Here is a 15,567-nt window from a genome sequence, read left to right on the forward strand (position 1 = left end):
TCGACGCTACGGACAGCGTCGCTCTAACGGAGATTGTCATGAAATATTCTATCGCCGCGGCCCTGACTGCCACGTTGTTGTCGTCAGCCCAAGCCTCGGCCTTTGAGCTCGCCAGCCCCGAGATGAAGGATGGCGGTACGCTCAAGATCGAACAGGTGGCCAATATATTCGGCTGCAAGGGTGGAAACGTCTCTCCCGCGCTGAGCTGGAAAGATGCGCCGGTGGGAACCAAGAGCTTCGTGGTAACGCTCTATGATCCGGATGCGCCCACAGGCTCCGGCTGGTGGCATTGGACCGTGTTCGATATCCCCGCATCCGCCACCTCGCTGCCGTCAGGCGCGGGATCGGCTGGAGGAAAAGGCCTGCCCTCCGGAGCAATCCAGGGAAGAACCGATTTCGGCAGCTCGGCCTTCGGCGGCGCCTGCCCGCCTCCGGGCCCCGCGCATCGCTACAGGCTGACCATAACAGCCTTGAAAGTCGACAGGCTCGGCCTCGACGGCAACGCCAGTGGGGCGCTCGTCGGCTACATGACGCAGGCAAACGCCCTCGCCTCGGCTTCTATCACCACAACCTACGGCCAATGATGCCGCGCTGACAAAGAAGCAACGCCCCTGCGGCGAAGTTCAGGCACCTGTTCCTGATCGCGGCGGGCGTTGCTCATAGATATCGGCTGCACTCAGTCTTCGTTGGACCTCGCATTCTCCAGCATCATGTAATCCAACGGCAGCTCCGTCGAATACTTGATCCGCTCCATCGCAAAGACCGAGGAGACGTCGCGAATTTCGATCTTGGCGATCATGCGCTTGTAAAAGGCGTCATAGGCGGCGATATCGGGAACGACGACCCGCAGCAGGTAGTCGACATCACCACTCATCCGATAGAATTCCACCACTTCCGGAAAATCGGCGATCACCTCGGAAAAACGCTTCAGCCATTCGATGGAGTGGCTGTTGGTGCGGATGGACACGAAAACCGTGACCTTCGTGTTGACCTTTTCGGGATCGAGCAGCGCCACGCGGCGGCGAATGACGCCATCCTCTTCCATCTTCTGGATACGACGCCAGCACGGCGTCGTCGACAGGCCGACCTTCTTGGCGAGGTCGGCCACGGCCAGAGTGGAATCTTCCTGCAGAAGGCGCAGGATCTTGCGGTCTAGGCGGTCCATTTTAAGCATCCCTTCGAATTATATTCTCTCTATAGCCTATTTTAAGCGACAGAAAAGAAACTTTTTCTCAAGGAAGGAGGCTTTTCACACGTTGTTGTAATGCTGGAAGCAGTTCGGCCTCGAACCAGGGATGACGTTTCAGCCATCCGCTGTTGCGCCAGCTCGGATGCGGTAACGGCAGCACGGCCGGCAAGTGGTTGGTCAGAAGATATCGCCGCCATTCGGCAACCGTCTCCGTCATCGAACCCATGCGCGCCGCGCCAAGATGCCACGCCTGCGCATATTGGCCGATCGTCAGGATCAATTCGATCTGCGGCATCGCGTCCATGGCCCTTTGACGCCACAAAGGCGCGCATTCCTTGCGCGGCGGCAGATCGCTCCCGGCCGCATCATAACCCGGAAAGCAAAAACCCATGCCCATTATCGCGAAGTGATCCGGATCGTAGAAGCATTCGCGATCCACCGCGAGCCACTGCCGCAACCGGTCGCCGGAGGCATCGTTGAACGGCAAGCCGCTCTCGTGGACGCGCAATCCCGGTGCCTGCCCTGCAATGAGTATCCGCGCGGTCGACGACAGCGTGGCGACCGGCCGCGGCTCGTGCGGCAGGCGATCCGCCTCGCCTTTTGCCGGCGCATCCCGACAAAGACGACAGGCGGCGATCGCCGAATGCAGGAGCTGTAATTCGCAATCTCGCTTCAAGGCACAGTCCATCCGACGAGTTGCCGCAGATACCCGAACAATCCCGCTAACGGATCGCCTCCATTGGCGCGGGCCAATTGCTCCTCATGCCGATAGTCGCGCGGCCTTTCGAAATCACCGGCCCAAAGTCCCGCTTTCGCCTGTCGTGCCGCTCGTTCCTCGCCGGCGTAGCCGCCATACGAAACGGCCATGCCGCTGCTGACCATCGCGGCGTTGATATCGAGAGTGCCGATCATGCAGGTCACCAGCATGCGGCCGTAGCGATCCCTCTCCCGCCCACGGCATTCGGGCATCCCGGTCTTAATAAGTGTGGCAAGCGCCTTGCGCGCCTCTTCGCCGCATGCCCAATCGACGCCGGCGCGCCGACAGCGTTGCCGATATTCGGGAGCATCGATGCCTTTCAGCCTCAGGCGTTCGCCACCGGCGGAAAGCGTGTCGCCGTCGATGACATAAAAGCTACCAGTTTGAATGAATTCCGGTCTACTGTTCATTTTCAACGCGAGCAACGCAACAATGGCGAGCAGAGCGAAAGTGGCCACGCCGTCACGAAACAGGCGGCCTGACCGCATCACGTTGTTGCCTCCTTTAAGAATAAATCCTTGGCGAAGATGGCAAACAAATCATTTCAGCGCAGCATCTTCTTAAGGTTTGGACGCTAGCCTGTAGTCTCAGGCAAGCCAAGTTTCAATGTAACCATGAGCACCGGCGTCAGCACATCGACAGATAAAAACATCGTCGACCGATCGCGCAGTCACCGCAACCGGGCTGTGTCGAAGGCCGTGCGGCAGACGCGCGAGCGCTTGCAGAACGGCCATAGCCGCAATTTCGACCGCGAAATGATGCTCATGCACATCGATACGCTGCTGCAGGGCGCTGCGGTCGTTCCGATCTTTGTCATCATCGTCGCCGTGCTCGGCGTCTACCTGACGCGGGACGCGCAGATCTTCTTCTGGACTGTGCCGATCCTGACGGCGCACGCCATCAACATGCTGCTGGGCCGGCAGGCACGGAAGCAGGAAATATCAGCCGAAAGCGCCAGGAAATGGCGGCAGATCCTGCTGCTCGGGCAATTGCTGATGGGCCTTTGCTGGGCAATCTTCGCCATGCAGGGCTGTTCGACCTGCGGCGGCGACAGTTTCGCGCTCTACAAGGGCACGACCCTGCTCGTGGCGATCGGTATCACGGCGATGTCCAGTTTCATGCTGCCGCGCGCCGTACCCTTCTCCTTTGCGCCGGTCACCGTCGCGTTGGTCGTGGCCGCCATTCTCACGCGAAAGCCATCGGACATTGCGCTGACCGCCGCCATCTCCGTCGCCGTCGTATTCTTCACCTTCATCACCACCCGCATGTATCAGTCCAACCTCAAGATTCTCTCCTTCCAGTCGGAGAAGGACGACCTGATCGTCGAGCTGGAAGTCGCAAAATCCATGTCGGACGAGGCACGCCGGCGCGCCGAGGAAGCCAATCTCGCCAAATCGCGCTTCCTCGCCTCCATGTCGCACGAGCTCAGAACGCCCCTGAATGCCATCCTCGGCTTTTCCGAAGTCATGTCGGCGGAAGTCATGGGGCCATTGAACAATCCCACCTATCGCGAATACACCACCGATATCCATCGATCGGGACAGCATCTACTCAATCTCATCAACGAAATCCTCGACCTCTCGCGCATCGAGGCCGGCAAATACGAATTGAACGAGGAAGCAATTTCCCTCCTCGATATTGCCGAGGATTGCATCGGCATGGTGCAGCTGCGTGCCCGCGGCAAGAACATTTCGATCTCCTCGCAATTCGAAGCGCAGCTGCCCTCGGTCTGGGCCGATGAGAAGTCGTTGCGCCAGGTGATCCTCAATCTCCTGTCGAATGCGGTGAAATTCACGCCGCAAGGCGGCGAGGTTACCGTCAAGGTCGGCTGGACGGCAGGCGGTGGGGAATATGTGGCGATCAAGGACAACGGACCGGGGATTCCCGAAGAAGAGATACCGGTCGTGCTTTCCGCTTTCGGGCAGGGCTCGATCGCCATCAAGAGCGCCGAGCAAGGCACCGGCCTCGGCCTGCCTATCGTGCAAGCCATTCTCGCCAAGCATGACGGTCAGTTCGTGCTGAAATCCAAGCTGCGGGAAGGCACCGAAGTCATCGCCATATTGCCGGCCAAGCGCGTGCTGCAAAGCCTGCCGGCAATCGAAGACGCTCCTCTCGTCGAGCGGCGCAAGAAGAGCTTCGCCTGAGACAATAGAGATTGAGAAACCTTGGTTTCCGGCACTTGGAGCGATTCAGAAATTCCGTGAAAAGCTGAACCGCTTTAGCGGAAAAGCAGATGGCTGCCGATGACATAAAGCAGGTAGATACCGGAAGCGACCAGCATGCAGAGAACGGCAAACGAACCGAGATCCTTCGCATGCTTGCCGACATTGGAAATCTCCGGCGATATCCGGTCGATGACCTCTTCAACCGCCGTGTTCATGGCTTCGATCGCGAAAACGCCGAGAAAGAGCACCATGCCGATGACAATTTCGCCGATGGTCGCGCCGACCGCAATCAAAAGAATCAGCGCCATGGCGGCGAAGAGGAGTTCCTGCCGGAAGGCTGATTCCTGCAGAAGCCGCTGAAACCCGCCCCAGGAATAGCCGGCGGCGGCTAAAAAATGCCGAACCCCCGTTTCCTTGGTGACCGCTTGCTTTGAGAACTCAGCCATTCGCGCTCCGCCCGTAATGTCCCGGTTGCAATCTGAATGCGTTGCGAATACCGCCTCATCGTGAGGGAAGCAAGGCAACGCCGTCCTGACCGCCGAGAATTCATTACAGATTTATGACGAAAAACCGATCGTCTACAGGAAATCTAGCGGCGAAACGCTTATTTCAACATCTCGCCGCCCCGATTTTCAATGCTTGCCCGATTTTCAATGCTTGTTTGTAACGCCGGCGCTCTCGAACGTCGCCATGCCCGAATGGCAGGCAGCCGCAGCCTTGACGATACCGGCGGCCAATGCCGCCCCCGTGCCTTCGCCAAGCCGCATGCCGAGCGCCAGGAGCGGCGTCTTGCCGAGCTTCTCGATGGAGCGCAGATGCCCCGGCTCGGCCGAAACGTGACCGATCAGGCAGTGATCGAGCGCGGAAGGATTGGCCGCCTTGAGAATGGAGGCGGCAGCCGTCGCGACATAGCCATCGATGATGACGGGGATGCGCTCCATGCGCGCTGCAAGGATGGCACCGGCCATGGCGGCGATCTCGCGGCCGCCGAGGCGACGCAGGATCTCCAGCGGATCGGAGAGATGGTCGCGATGGAGCGCCACCGCCTTCTCGACGGCGGCGATCTTGCGCCTCAGCATCTCGCCTTCGGAGCCGGTGCCCGGGCCGACCCAGTCCTCCGCCTTGCCGCCATAAAGCGCATAATGGATAGCCGCCGCGATCGTGGTGTTGCCGATGCCCATCTCGCCGATGCAAAGCAGATCCGTGCCGCCGGCAATCGCCTCCATGCCGAAGGCCATGGTCGCGGCGCAATCACGCTCGCTCAACGCCGGCTCTTCGGTGATATCAGCAGTCGGAAAATCGAGCGCCAGATCGAAGACCTTGAGACCGAGGTCATAGGCGACGCAGATCTGGTTGATCGCTGCTCCGCCGGCAGCGAAATTTTCCACCATCTGCTGGGTCACCGAAGACGGGAACGGCGTAATTCCCTGTTTGGTGACACCATGATTGCCGGCAAAGATCGCAACCAGGGGCCGGCTCACGGCCGGGGGACGGCCGGTCCAGGCAGCCAGCCAGAAGGCGATTTCCTCAAGCCGACCAAGCGCGCCCGGCGGCTTGGTGAGTTGCGCATCACGCTCGCGCGCTGCCACGAGTGCCCGGGCATCCGGCCCCGGAAGGTCGCGCAGCAATGCGCGGAAATCGTCGAATGGGAGGCCGCTGACGCTCATGAATGCGTTCCTTGTCTTTTCGTCTCAAATCGGGTTCTTTGCGTGCGACTCTATTAGTCTTCGGAATCGGCGTGAACAACTCCAAAAGCGCCCGATGCCGTCGCGCGTATGGCGGGGAGAGAAAGAAATGCGGGAATATTTGCGCGACATCGCGCGCGCCGTCGCTTTCTTGAGCCGCGTTCCCATGCCGACATCCTTCTTCGAGGGCTACGACGGCAAGCTTGCACGCGTTTCCCGTACCTTTCCCCTCGCCGGCCTATTGGTCGTCCTGCCTGCCGCTCTGATCTTCGCTACGCTGCTTGCCGTTAATGCCGATCCGTTGATGGCGGCGCTGCTGGCGCTCACCGTGCAGACGATCACAACAGGCGCTCTCCATGAGGATGGGCTCAGCGACACCGCGGACGGAGTTGGAGGCGGCAAGGACCGCGAACGCGCGCTCGAAATCATGAAGGATAGCCGCATCGGCACCTATGGCGCGGCGGCGCTGATCCTGTCTTTCGGACTTCGCGCTGCAGCTCTTGCCGCTCTCGCCCGCCATCTGCCGCCTTCGGAATCCGCCATCGCCATTCTCGCAAGCGCCACCTTGAGCCGCGGCGCGATGGTTTGGCACTGGTATGCCCTGCCGCCGGCCAAACCGGATGGAATAGCAGCTTCGGCAGGCAAGCCGGATGGCGATGCCATGCAACTGGCATTGATTGCTGCACTCGGCCTCGCCGCGCTCCTCATCGGCCCGGCGCTTGGTGTTCCCGCACTCGTTGCCTGCCTTCTCGCGACGAGCGCCGCGACATTTTTTGTCACCGGATACATGCGGCAAAAATTGTCCGGCCACACCGGCGACACGATCGGCGCAACGCAGCAAATTTGCGAGATCGCCTCCCTCTGTACTCTTGCTATGTGCGTTTGAAGCATCGATATATGATCTCATGCTGACACCTTGCATCCTTGTCTGCTCCATCGACCAAATGACCGGCTATTGCTTCGGTTGCGGCCGCACATCGGCGGAAATCGGCGCATGGATGAATTATAGCGAGGACGAACGTCGCCAGATCATGGAGGCGCTTCCCGAGCGCCTGACGCAGGTCGAGCGCAAGCCGCGCAGGGAAACCCGCCGCCAAAGGATGGCACGGGAGCGCAGTGCCGTATGAACCGCCTGAACATCGTTCTCGCCATTCTCGGCATCGGCCTCGCCCTGCTCATCTTCAACAGCAATACCGGCACGACCTTCGGCATGCGCAATGACGACTTCGCCCGCGTCGTCTATCTCCTGCCGATTGCCCTGATGATGAGTGCCGCCGTCTGGGCGAGCCGCCATACCGTCAGCCAATCCGTCCGCAATCTCCTGATCTGGCTCGTCATCATCATGGCGCTCGCGACCGCCTACATCTATCGCCGCGATGCCGAACAGGTCGGAAATCGCGTCTTCGCCGGTCTGATGCCCGGCCATGCCGTCGTCGTCACGACAAGCGAAGGGGGCCAAGAGGTGATCCTCCACAAGCGCGCGAACGGGCATTTCGAAGCCCAGGTCATGATCAACGGCCAGCCGATCGACATGCTGATCGACACGGGCGCCAGCACCATCGCGCTATCGCAGGAAGACGCCGAGCGCGTCGGCATCATTCCGGAAAATCTCACCTATTCCATGACTGTATTGACGGCCAACGGTCGCGCCATGGCCGCACCCGTGGAGCTCGGCTCCGTGGCCATCGGCCCGATCAAGCGCAGTGATGTCGAAGCGAGCGTCGCCGAAGCGGGCAAGCTGGACCAGAGCCTGCTCGGCATGAGCTTTCTCGAGACTTTGGGATCGATGCAGATGCAGACCGACGAACTTCGGCTTCGCGACTGAACCAAACGAACGATCGAATACGATAGTTCGGCGGGGGCCGAAGCATTCATTGGTCTCTTCACTCTAAAAGACGGCAGATCGAACCCCGCATGAAGAGTGAAACACCCATGACATCCGCAAGGTCAAACATAACGACGGAACTGCTGCTTCTGCTTGCTCTCGCGACCTGCTGGGGTGCCTCCTACACTTTCATTCGTGTCGGCGTGGCAACCATTCCGCCAATCACGCTGATCGCCGCCCGCACCTTGATAGCCGGTCTCGTTCTGCTTGCGATCATTCGCTGGCGCGGCCTGAGCCTGCCGAAAGACGCAGCCACCTGGAAGCGCTTTCTCATTCAATCCTGCCTCAACAGCGCCATCCCCTTCACGCTGATCGCCTGGGCGGAACAGACCGTCGATGCCGGCCTCGCGACCATACTGAATTCCACGACGCCCATTTTCGCCTTCCTGATCGCAGCTTTCCTGCTGCGCAGCGAGCCACCGACCGGACGCAAGCTTTTCGGTGTGATTGCCGGCATGGCGGGCATTTGCCTGATCATCGGCCTCGATGCGCTGCATGGCATGGGCCGCCAGTTGCCGGCACAGCTCGCCGTCGTCGCGGCATCGGTCTTCTATGGCTGCGCGGCCCTGTTCGGCCGCAATTTCAAGGGGCTGGATCCGATGATGCCGGCCGCCGGCTCATTGCTCTGCGGCGCCGCTCTTCTCATTCCCGCCAGCCTGATTGTCGAGCACCCCTGGCAGATCGCGCCATCGACGGCTTCGATCCTGGCACTGCTCGGCCTTTCGGTCGTCTCGACCGCGCTGGCCTTCAGCATCTATTTCCGGCTCATCCAGACCCTCGGCTCGGTCGGCACGACGGCACAGGCCTATCTGCGCGTCCCGATCGGCGTCGGCATCGGCGTGGCCTTCCTCGGCGAGCCTCTGTCGCCGACGGCAGCCATCGGTCTCGTCTGTGTCGTCGCAGGCGTCATGGCCATGACCATCGCGCCGCGCAAGCGGGTCGCAGCCGGATGAAATCCATCCCAATCGGCTCGCATGGGACAATCACATCAGAACGGACAAGTCGTCCCACGCGAAAATGAAATTGTTGGAACGCCAGACAGGTCCCGGATCGGTGTACTGACCGATCAATCGCCCTTCGAGCGCGCGATAGAAGGCGATCGCCGGTTCGTTGCCGACCACGACGCCAAGCGCCGCGCCCGAATAGCCCATGGAAAGAAGTTCTCGCGCCAGTTCCCGCATCAGCCGCCGGCCGAGCCCCTGGCACTTGATGGAGGCATCGATATAGAGCGACTTTATCTCGCCTCGCCCCTCGAATACGGCATCGGACGGCGCATTGATCGCGCCGATGCCGACAAGCCGCTCGCCCTGTTCAGCCAGAAGCACGCGCTGATCCCTCCGGGGATTTGCGAGCATATCAGCCCATCGCACACGGCGGAAATCCTCATCGAGCACCCGATACGCATCGGCAGGCGCCAGATCGCGATAGGTGTCGCACCAGATCGCGCGATGCAGCCTCGCCATGTCGGCGACATCATCGGCAAGTGCAGGCCTGATCGCAATGTCCATCATCATCCGACATTCCCCAGGACGGTGCCGCGCAACGCGCCGACAAGGTAGAGCGAGCCGGTCACGAGTATCCAGCCGCGGCGTTCCGCAGCTTTCGCGACGGCGCGATTGAGCGCCTTTAGCGGGTCCGGCTCGGCTTCGCAAGCCATGCCCATGGATGTCCCGAGTGCTTCCAGTTCGTTTGCCGCATGAGCACGGCCGGATCCGGAGGCTTCCGTAAAGATTACATAGGCGGCATAACGGGAAACTACCTCCACGAAGCCGAGTGCATCCTTGTCGGACGCCAGCGCGACAATGGCAATGCACTCGCCGCCAACGCTGGACGAACGCGCGATATCGCGCAGCACGGCCTCGACATTGAACGGCACATGCGCGCCATCCATGATTATGGGCAGGGTTTGCCGTCCCTTTGCCAATACAGGCGGCAGCGCAAAGTCGAAGCGCTCCATCCGGCCCGGCAGACGTGCCTTTTCGACAACCGCAGGTTCGAGCAGCCATGCACCGATGGGCTGGCCCTTTGCGCTTCCCTCCCGCACGCTCTCGCCTTGCCGCCCCAAGTGATCGAATACCAGGCCGACCAGCGCGAGATTGGTTTCCGCGATCGTCGCATCGTCGGGAATTTCGGTCCGAAGCACTTCGCAGCCAAGTTCATCGGCGCGCTGCTGCAAGACCTGCCCTGCGGCATCATCGGCGGCAAGCGTGGTGACGAGTATCGCACCAGGCTTCAATATGCCGATCTTCTCCCGCGCGATCGCCTCGCGCGTGACCCCAAGAATTTCCGTATGCTCGAGCCCGATATTGGTGACGACGGCAACTTCGCCGAAGACCACATTCGTCGAATCCAGCCTGCCGCCGAGCCCGACCTCGACAACGACCCAGTTCAAGCCGGCATCTCTGAACACGACGAAGGCGGCAGCCGTTATCACATCGAACCAAGTGGCATCTTCGCCAGCCGTCGCTGCCTGCTTCGCGCGCTCATAGCCATCGAGAACCTGCATGATCGCCCTTGCCAGCGCATCATCCTCGACCTCCTGGCCCAGAACGCTGATGCGCTCGTTCACACGGTCGACATGCGGTGAGGCATAGCGGCCGACCTGCCACCCGGCCCGCAACAATCCGGCCTCGATAAGCGCTGAGACCGACCCCTTGCCCTTGGTGCCCGCGACATGGATGGCACGAAAGCTATGATGAGGATTACCCAGTCGCTGCATCAGATCGAGCATGGGCTCAAGACCGACGCGCATCTCCCCACGCGGTTTGCGCTCCCAATTGGTCAGTTGGTCGAGCCGGGAGAGTGCTTGGGATAGCGAGTGGCTCGGATGGGGTTGCGGCATGGTATACCTTCGGCAGGATCTCAGACTAATGTCAGACTATGGACACCTGACCGCCTCGCTACGTCAAGTCAGGACCAATGGACTCCATGAGGCCACGCGCGCGGTAAAGCTGAAAGGCTCCGCCGTCAGTTCCGCAACCGGTAGCCCGTCCGGAAAATCCATCCGAGGATCACCAGACAGATGACAAGGAAAAGCGTGATCATCGCGAGGCTCAGCACCGGATTGACGTCGGCAATGCCATAGAAGCTCCAGCGGAAGCCGCTGACGAGATAGAGAACCGGATTGAGATGGCTGGCCGCCTGCCAGAAGGGCGGCAGCATGTTGATCGAATAGAAGCTGCCGCCGAGGAAGGTGAGCGGCGGCACGACCAGCATCGGGATGAGGTTCAACTGCTCGAAATTCCCGGCCCAAATACCGATCATGAACCCGAACAGGCTGAAGGTCACGGCCGTCAACACGAAGAACAGGATCATCATGAAGGGATGCTCGATCCTGATATCGACGAAGAAACTTGCCGTGGCAAGGATAATCAGACCGATCAGCATGCCCTTGGTCGCCGCCGCGCCGACATATCCGAGAACGATCTCTGTCATGGCGACGGGCGCCGACAGCACCTCATAGATCGTGCCCGTGAACTTCGGGAAATAGATGCCGAAGGAGCCGTTGCTGATGCATTGGCCGAGCAAGGTCAGCATGATCAGGCCGGGTGTGATGAACGCCCCATAGGAAACGCCCTCGACGAGATTGATGCGCGATCCGATCGCGGCGCCGAAGACGATGAAATAGAGTGACGTGGAAATGACCGGTGAGACGACGCTCTGCAACAGCGTGCGGCGCGTGCGGGCCATTTCGAAAGAGTAGATGGACTTGACCGCTTCGAAGTTCATTTGCCTGCTCCCACCAGCGATACGAAAATATCCTCGAGCGAGCTCTGGCGCGTCGAGAGGTCCTTGAAATGAATTCCCTCAGTGGCCAGCTTGGATAGAAGAGCCGCGATGCTGGATTGTTCGTGCTGCGCATCGAAGTCATAGACCAGCGTCAGGCCATTCGGCCCAAGCGAAAGCCCGTTGCCGTCGAGACGGTCAGGGACGGCATCCAGCGGCTCGTTGAGATCAAGGATGAGCTGCTTGCGGCCGAGCTTGGCCATGAGCGCCTTCTTCTCCTCCACCAGCAGCAATTCGCCGCCATTGATGACGCCGACACGATCCGCCGCCTCTTCGGCTTCCTCGATGTAATGCGTCGTCAGAATGATCGTGACGCCCGAAGTACGCAGGCGCTCGACCACATGCCACATGTCCTTTCGCAGCGTCACGTCGACGCCGGCCGTCGGCTCGTCGAGGAAAAGGATCTCCGGTTCATGCGAAAGCGCCTTGGCGATCAGCACGCGCCGCTTCATGCCGCCGGAAAGCTGGCGAAGCGTGTTGTCCTTCTTCTCCCAGAGTGAAAGATCCCGCAATATCTTCTCGATATATTCAGGATTCGGCTTCTTGCCGTGCAGCCCGCGCGAAAAGCTCACGGTATTCCAGACCGTTTCGAACTGATCGGTCGTCAGCTCCTGCGGCACGAGGCCGATCATGCTGCGCGTGGCGCGGAAATCGCGCACGACGTCCTGACCGCCGACCGTTACCGTACCGCCGCTCGGATTGGCGATCCCGCAGACGATGGAAATCAGCGTCGTCTTGCCCGCGCCGTTCGGCCCGAGCAAGGCCAGGATTTCACCTCGTTCGATATCGAGGTTGACGCCTTTCAGCGCCTGGAACCCGTTGGAGTATGTTTTGGTAAGATTGCGGATGGAAATGATCGGAGCCATAGCGAGGCAAAGTCCGGCTTTTGTGATGAATTTCGCAGCGTTTGCCCGCTATATAGCCGGTTCTGAGCTTTTACCACCCCACGGTAGTGAACACAGCGTTCGTCTAAGCCAAATAAGCTGTCATTAAATCGTGACCTTCGTCGGGCATATAGCTCCTTAGGTGAGCAACGTTTGTCGCAACTCCGCCCAATGCCTCTTGGCGACACGTCAGCGCCTGATGTACTGGCCTATTCATTGCTCTAGTAGTCATATTGCATGCATCATTGCAACATGAAGTTCTTTTCTGGAGCAGGCAAGGATCCCCGTCGTTGCCATGCACCGCTCAAGCCGGCACCAGCCGGCTTTTTTCTTTTTTGCCGGCTTATGATCGGGAAACCCGATATCACCAGCTGCCGTTGACGCCGCAGCCGGCCGGCGGCAGCGTCTTGTGCTCGAAGCGAGCTTTCAGCATCTCGCAGCCCTTGTCGCGGATGGGTCCGGGCATCATTAAATTAAGGCCGATGCCGACTTCGTCGAATGGATCGTCGGCATAAGCGACGTAAGCGTACCAGCGGCCGCCGATAACGAGAACGATGGCAATCAGTGCGGCAACGAGCGCCCATCCCAGGCTTCTCTTTCGTCTTGGTGCTTCTTCCATGAAACCCTCTCCTACCCTCGGCTCTCGCAACTAAGCGCGATTCCCCCGATAGGTAAATCAGCTTCCCTGTTCGGCAAGTGCAGATGCTGCCCCGGCGAAACGCCTATCAGAGGCTGCAATAGCGCCGGCCGCCGTTTCGGTCTCGGAGATCGAAGTGGAAATGGTTCCAGTGCTCCGGATTGCTGCCGGGGCCGAGCACCGTATCGAAGTAGCGGCAGCTATCGGTACGCACGGCTTTCAGCAGCCGCCCTTCCCGGAAGGAGAACAGCCCCTTCTTGCGAACGTCGATCACATGGCCGTTCTTCAGGACGAAGGTGCCGACATCGATCGCGTTGCCATGGGCATGTTCCGACATCGGATTGTAGCGTTGCCGGCTATTGTTCATCCGCCGGCAGGAATAGCCGCCGAGCGGCACGATCGTGCCGATACCGGTCCAATAACGCGTGCGCGCCGCCGGCGCGAGTTCGTTCTTCACCCATTTGGCGAAAGCGAGCGTCACCTGGCAATTCAATGTAACGGCCGGCCTGACTGCGATGTTGCCTGAGAGACCACTGAGCGAGACCGGATAGGGAACCTGGCATGACGGACCGTTCGAAATTGCCGGCTTGTCCGTATAGACGACGCCCATGCGGCGGAGTTCCTGGCGGCAGGCAATTTCGGAGGGCGGCATCATGCCGGGTGTCGATTGCGGCGCTTCGAATTCCTGATCGAGACGCGGCACCGGATTTTCGATACGCGGCAGCATGGCGACCTGCGTTCCCCGCTGCTGCCTCGGCATCCGCGATTGGTTGAGTTCGGCCTGCGCGGCCGGCCGCTGAAGGACGGAGCGGTTGGTCTGCACCGGCGCGTCGGTGCCGATGCCGTCGACGACAGGCTGATCGGACTCGCCTTCGGCGATATTTTGCTGCTCTTCCTGCGCCAGCCCGACCACCGACGGAGACTGCGCCTCCTCGCTTGGTCCAACGCCGAGCTCGGCATCCATATTGACGCCCTGCGGCGGAACATTCGATTGCTGCGCCAGACCGACTTCGACATCGGACGTGCTCACAGCCTCACCGGTTCCGGTGGAACGAACGGGACCACCATTCTTATAGTTGTTCGAGGTGGAAACGACAGGATCCTGCATACCTTGATAAGCGAACTGCCGCTGCGGCACGCTCTTATGCGGCTTGATGGAGCCAACGCGCGAGGAGCTGTCGATGCCGGAAGGCGGCACGAGGCTGTCTGCCGTGCAGGCGACAAGCGCCGACGACAATAGCAATGGCAGCGCGACCCGCCGTAGAATGGGTAAAATGGTCATACTCCTGATCCGCTGCCCCAGCCACGGTCGGTAACGATTACAAATCCTAAATGGGAAGGGTGAACGAAAGCTTACCGCCGCCGATCGGCATGTTTCAGCCTGGCGCGACAAGGTAGCGAAACAGCACGGAACGCACCTTTCGCCTCACAGAAGTTCGAAGCGGAAACGTCAACATTGTCTTTTCCATCGCTCCTGGATTGCATAGGTTGAAAAGTGGAATCGAGCCGAGAAACAGGAGCAGATGAATGAACGACAGCGTCAAACCGAGAGGCGAGCTGACATTGCGCACGCTTGCCATGCCCGCCGACGCCAATCCTGCCGGCGATATCTTTGGCGGCTGGGTCATGGCGCAGATGGACTTGGCGAGCGGCATCCGAGCGGCCGAACGCGCGCGTGGCCGCGTGGTCACGGCAGCCGTGAAGGAGATGGCTTTCGAGCTGCCGGTCAAGATCGGCGATACGCTGAGCGTCTTCACCGACATCGACCGCGTCGGCCGCACCTCGATCACGCTGAATGTCGAAGCCTGGGCGCACCGGGCGCGCTTCAACACCTTGGAAAAAGTCACTGCCGCAACATTTATCATGGTCGCGCTTGACGAGAATGGAGCGCCGAAGGCCGTACCAGAGGAGAGCTGACGTAATGGGCTCAGCACATACGCCAGAAGTCTACGTCTATATCCGGACGGTCATGAGCATGGTGATCGGCCTCTCGCTCGCTCAGCTTCTGACGAGGCTTGCCGGCTTCGTGCAGGCGCCAGGCAAGAACAAGATCTACCTCGTCCATATCGGCTGGGTATTGTCGATGTTCCTGTTCATCATCCATTTCTGGTGGTGGGAATATCGGCTGCAATCCGTTGCGCAGATCAATTTCGGCGTCTACCTCTTCCTCATCTGCTTCTGCTGCCTCTTCTATTTCCTCTGCGTCTTGCTGAATCCGCCAACCGTCGAGGATTACGGTGGCTTCGAGGAATATTTCATCTCCCGCCGCCGCTGGTTTTTCGGCCTGCTTGCCGTAACCTATGCGGTCGATCTCATCGACACATTGCTGAAGGGCGAAACCTATTTCCACTCACTCGGCTGGGAATATCCGATACGCAATGTCGTCTACGTCGTCCTGTGCATCGTCGCCGCGATAACCGCGAACCGGCGTTTCCAGGCAGCGTTCGTAATCGTCGGGCTGATCTATCAGATCACGTGGATCTTTCGTCTCTACGACGTGCTGCCGGGATAGGGTTTGCATTCCGCTCGGCAGAAAAACGACTACCGTGTCGATGCTCCACAATCCTTGACCAAGACAT

Annotated in this window: 19 protein-coding genes; 8 read left to right on the plus strand and 11 right to left on the minus strand. The window is 60.0% G+C overall.

Annotated features, from left to right (window positions below; all coding sequences use genetic code 11):
- The first annotated feature begins 38 nt into the window (after nt 1-38).
- Entirely contained in the window at nt 39-584 is a 546-nt protein-coding gene (locus CCGE531_RS11215; protein ID WP_120664225.1) for a YbhB/YbcL family Raf kinase inhibitor-like protein, read from the plus strand.
- 92 nt (nt 585-676) lie between these two features.
- On the opposite strand, the gene CCGE531_RS11220 is transcribed toward CCGE531_RS11215, so the two are convergent.
- The 3 genes from CCGE531_RS11220 to CCGE531_RS11230 form a co-directional block, all read right to left on the minus strand.
- Nucleotides 677-1,165 carry an Lrp/AsnC family transcriptional regulator gene (locus tag CCGE531_RS11220; protein WP_120664226.1) on the minus strand — a complete coding sequence of 163 codons (489 nt, stop codon included), beginning with the start codon at nt 1,163-1,165 and terminating at the stop codon, nt 677-679.
- A 67-nt stretch (nt 1,166-1,232) separates the two neighbouring features.
- The gene (locus CCGE531_RS11225) at nt 1,233-1,865 is read right to left on the minus strand and encodes a uracil-DNA glycosylase family protein (RefSeq protein ID WP_162943889.1); all 633 of its coding nucleotides are present in this window, start codon (nt 1,863-1,865) and stop codon (nt 1,233-1,235) included.
- On the minus strand, nt 1,862-2,437 hold the full coding sequence (locus CCGE531_RS11230; protein ID WP_120664228.1) for a thermonuclease family protein: 576 nt from the start codon (nt 2,435-2,437) through the stop codon (nt 1,862-1,864). The genes CCGE531_RS11225 and CCGE531_RS11230 overlap by 4 nt, the downstream gene beginning before the upstream one ends.
- A gap of 123 nt (nt 2,438-2,560) precedes the next feature.
- Here CCGE531_RS11230 and CCGE531_RS11235 point away from each other — a divergent pair, with 123 nt between their 5' ends.
- Nucleotides 2,561-4,090: a HAMP domain-containing sensor histidine kinase gene (locus CCGE531_RS11235; RefSeq protein WP_120664229.1), complete on the plus strand. Its 1,530-nt coding sequence runs from the start codon at nt 2,561-2,563 to the stop codon at nt 4,088-4,090.
- A gap of 74 nt (nt 4,091-4,164) precedes the next feature.
- Here the strand turns inward: CCGE531_RS11235 and CCGE531_RS11240 are convergent, their stop codons facing one another.
- Complete coding sequence (locus tag CCGE531_RS11240; protein ID WP_120664230.1) at nt 4,165-4,557, minus strand: diacylglycerol kinase; 393 nt, start codon at nt 4,555-4,557, stop codon at nt 4,165-4,167.
- A gap of 204 nt (nt 4,558-4,761) precedes the next feature.
- On the minus strand, nt 4,762-5,778 hold the full coding sequence (cobT, locus tag CCGE531_RS11245) for a nicotinate-nucleotide--dimethylbenzimidazole phosphoribosyltransferase (protein WP_120664231.1): 1,017 nt from the start codon (nt 5,776-5,778) through the stop codon (nt 4,762-4,764).
- 127 nt (nt 5,779-5,905) lie between these two features.
- On the opposite strand from cobT, the gene CCGE531_RS11250 reads away from it, so the two are divergent.
- The 4 genes from CCGE531_RS11250 to CCGE531_RS11265 all read left to right on the plus strand — a co-directional run bounded on the left by CCGE531_RS11250 (nt 5,906) and on the right by CCGE531_RS11265 (nt 8,634).
- The gene (locus CCGE531_RS11250; protein ID WP_120664232.1) at nt 5,906-6,682 is read left to right on the plus strand and encodes an adenosylcobinamide-GDP ribazoletransferase; all 777 of its coding nucleotides are present in this window, start codon (nt 5,906-5,908) and stop codon (nt 6,680-6,682) included.
- A 19-nt stretch (nt 6,683-6,701) separates the two neighbouring features.
- The gene (locus CCGE531_RS11255) at nt 6,702-6,923 is read left to right on the plus strand and encodes a DUF1289 domain-containing protein (protein ID WP_120664233.1); all 222 of its coding nucleotides are present in this window, start codon (nt 6,702-6,704) and stop codon (nt 6,921-6,923) included.
- Nucleotides 6,920-7,621 (plus strand): TIGR02281 family clan AA aspartic protease, encoded by a 702-nt coding sequence (locus CCGE531_RS11260; RefSeq protein WP_120664234.1) that lies wholly within the window; start codon nt 6,920-6,922, stop codon nt 7,619-7,621. Before CCGE531_RS11255 ends, CCGE531_RS11260 begins: the two co-directional genes overlap by 4 nt.
- Before the next feature lie 107 nt (nt 7,622-7,728).
- Nucleotides 7,729-8,634 (plus strand): EamA family transporter, encoded by a 906-nt coding sequence (locus tag CCGE531_RS11265; protein WP_120664235.1) that lies wholly within the window; start codon nt 7,729-7,731, stop codon nt 8,632-8,634.
- 30 nt (nt 8,635-8,664) lie between these two features.
- Here the strand turns inward: CCGE531_RS11265 and CCGE531_RS11270 are convergent, their stop codons facing one another.
- The 6 genes from CCGE531_RS11270 to CCGE531_RS11295 all read right to left on the minus strand — a co-directional run bounded on the left by CCGE531_RS11270 (nt 8,665) and on the right by CCGE531_RS11295 (nt 14,270).
- Nucleotides 8,665-9,195 (minus strand): GNAT family N-acetyltransferase, encoded by a 531-nt coding sequence (locus CCGE531_RS11270; protein WP_245458835.1) that lies wholly within the window; start codon nt 9,193-9,195, stop codon nt 8,665-8,667.
- On the minus strand, nt 9,192-10,523 hold the full coding sequence (locus tag CCGE531_RS11275; protein ID WP_120664236.1) for a Mur ligase family protein: 1,332 nt from the start codon (nt 10,521-10,523) through the stop codon (nt 9,192-9,194). The genes CCGE531_RS11270 and CCGE531_RS11275 overlap by 4 nt, the downstream gene beginning before the upstream one ends.
- A gap of 125 nt (nt 10,524-10,648) precedes the next feature.
- The gene (locus tag CCGE531_RS11280) at nt 10,649-11,410 is read right to left on the minus strand and encodes an ABC transporter permease (protein ID WP_120664237.1); all 762 of its coding nucleotides are present in this window, start codon (nt 11,408-11,410) and stop codon (nt 10,649-10,651) included.
- Nucleotides 11,407-12,333 (minus strand): ABC transporter ATP-binding protein, encoded by a 927-nt coding sequence (locus tag CCGE531_RS11285; protein ID WP_120664238.1) that lies wholly within the window; start codon nt 12,331-12,333, stop codon nt 11,407-11,409. The genes CCGE531_RS11280 and CCGE531_RS11285 overlap by 4 nt, the downstream gene beginning before the upstream one ends.
- A 382-nt stretch (nt 12,334-12,715) precedes the next feature.
- Nucleotides 12,716-12,970 carry a hypothetical protein gene (locus CCGE531_RS11290; RefSeq protein ID WP_120664239.1) on the minus strand — a complete coding sequence of 85 codons (255 nt, stop codon included), beginning with the start codon at nt 12,968-12,970 and terminating at the stop codon, nt 12,716-12,718.
- Between the two features lie 106 nt (nt 12,971-13,076).
- Nucleotides 13,077-14,270: an extensin family protein gene (locus tag CCGE531_RS11295; protein WP_120664240.1), complete on the minus strand. Its 1,194-nt coding sequence runs from the start codon at nt 14,268-14,270 to the stop codon at nt 13,077-13,079.
- Nucleotides 14,271-14,515: 245 nt separating this feature from the next.
- Here CCGE531_RS11295 and CCGE531_RS11300 point away from each other — a divergent pair, with 245 nt between their 5' ends.
- Nucleotides 14,516-14,905, plus strand: coding sequence for an acyl-CoA thioesterase (locus CCGE531_RS11300; RefSeq protein WP_120664241.1), 390 nt, complete (start codon nt 14,516-14,518; stop codon nt 14,903-14,905).
- Between the two features lie 4 nt (nt 14,906-14,909).
- Nucleotides 14,910-15,500, plus strand: a complete 591-nt coding sequence (locus tag CCGE531_RS11305) for a hypothetical protein (RefSeq protein WP_120664242.1) — start codon at nt 14,910-14,912, stop codon at nt 15,498-15,500.
- Nucleotides 15,501-15,567 lie beyond the last annotated feature (67 nt).

The sequence above is a fragment of the Rhizobium sp. CCGE531 genome, assembly GCF_003627795.1.
Taxonomy (GTDB): domain Bacteria; phylum Pseudomonadota; class Alphaproteobacteria; order Rhizobiales; family Rhizobiaceae; genus Rhizobium.

What these genes read in the sequence shown, in the direction of transcription:
- CCGE531_RS11215 (WP_120664225.1), top strand. Translation starts at nt 39, where the DNA reads ATGAAATATTCTATCGCCGCGGCCCTGACTGCCACGTTGTTGTCGTCA.
- CCGE531_RS11235 (WP_120664229.1), top strand. Translation starts at nt 2,561, where the DNA reads ATGAGCACCGGCGTCAGCACATCGACAGATAAAAACATCGTCGACCGA.
- CCGE531_RS11280 (WP_120664237.1), bottom strand. Translation starts at nt 11,410, where the DNA reads ATGAACTTCGAAGCGGTCAAGTCCATCTACTCTTTCGAAATGGCCCGC.
- CCGE531_RS11270 (WP_245458835.1), bottom strand. Translation starts at nt 9,195, where the DNA reads ATGATGATGGACATTGCGATCAGGCCTGCACTTGCCGATGATGTCGCC.
- CCGE531_RS11305 (WP_120664242.1), top strand. Translation starts at nt 14,910, where the DNA reads ATGGGCTCAGCACATACGCCAGAAGTCTACGTCTATATCCGGACGGTC.
- CCGE531_RS11260 (WP_120664234.1), top strand. Translation starts at nt 6,920, where the DNA reads ATGAACCGCCTGAACATCGTTCTCGCCATTCTCGGCATCGGCCTCGCC.
- CCGE531_RS11295 (WP_120664240.1), bottom strand. Translation starts at nt 14,270, where the DNA reads ATGACCATTTTACCCATTCTACGGCGGGTCGCGCTGCCATTGCTATTG.
- CCGE531_RS11275 (WP_120664236.1), bottom strand. Translation starts at nt 10,523, where the DNA reads ATGCCGCAACCCCATCCGAGCCACTCGCTATCCCAAGCACTCTCCCGG.
- cobT (WP_120664231.1), bottom strand. Translation starts at nt 5,778, where the DNA reads ATGAGCGTCAGCGGCCTCCCATTCGACGATTTCCGCGCATTGCTGCGC.
- CCGE531_RS11240 (WP_120664230.1), bottom strand. Translation starts at nt 4,557, where the DNA reads ATGGCTGAGTTCTCAAAGCAAGCGGTCACCAAGGAAACGGGGGTTCGG.
- CCGE531_RS11285 (WP_120664238.1), bottom strand. Translation starts at nt 12,333, where the DNA reads ATGGCTCCGATCATTTCCATCCGCAATCTTACCAAAACATACTCCAAC.
- CCGE531_RS11220 (WP_120664226.1), bottom strand. Translation starts at nt 1,165, where the DNA reads ATGGACCGCCTAGACCGCAAGATCCTGCGCCTTCTGCAGGAAGATTCC.
- CCGE531_RS11255 (WP_120664233.1), top strand. Translation starts at nt 6,702, where the DNA reads ATGCTGACACCTTGCATCCTTGTCTGCTCCATCGACCAAATGACCGGC.
- CCGE531_RS11300 (WP_120664241.1), top strand. Translation starts at nt 14,516, where the DNA reads ATGAACGACAGCGTCAAACCGAGAGGCGAGCTGACATTGCGCACGCTT.
- CCGE531_RS11290 (WP_120664239.1), bottom strand. Translation starts at nt 12,970, where the DNA reads ATGGAAGAAGCACCAAGACGAAAGAGAAGCCTGGGATGGGCGCTCGTT.
- CCGE531_RS11265 (WP_120664235.1), top strand. Translation starts at nt 7,729, where the DNA reads ATGACATCCGCAAGGTCAAACATAACGACGGAACTGCTGCTTCTGCTT.
- CCGE531_RS11250 (WP_120664232.1), top strand. Translation starts at nt 5,906, where the DNA reads ATGCGGGAATATTTGCGCGACATCGCGCGCGCCGTCGCTTTCTTGAGC.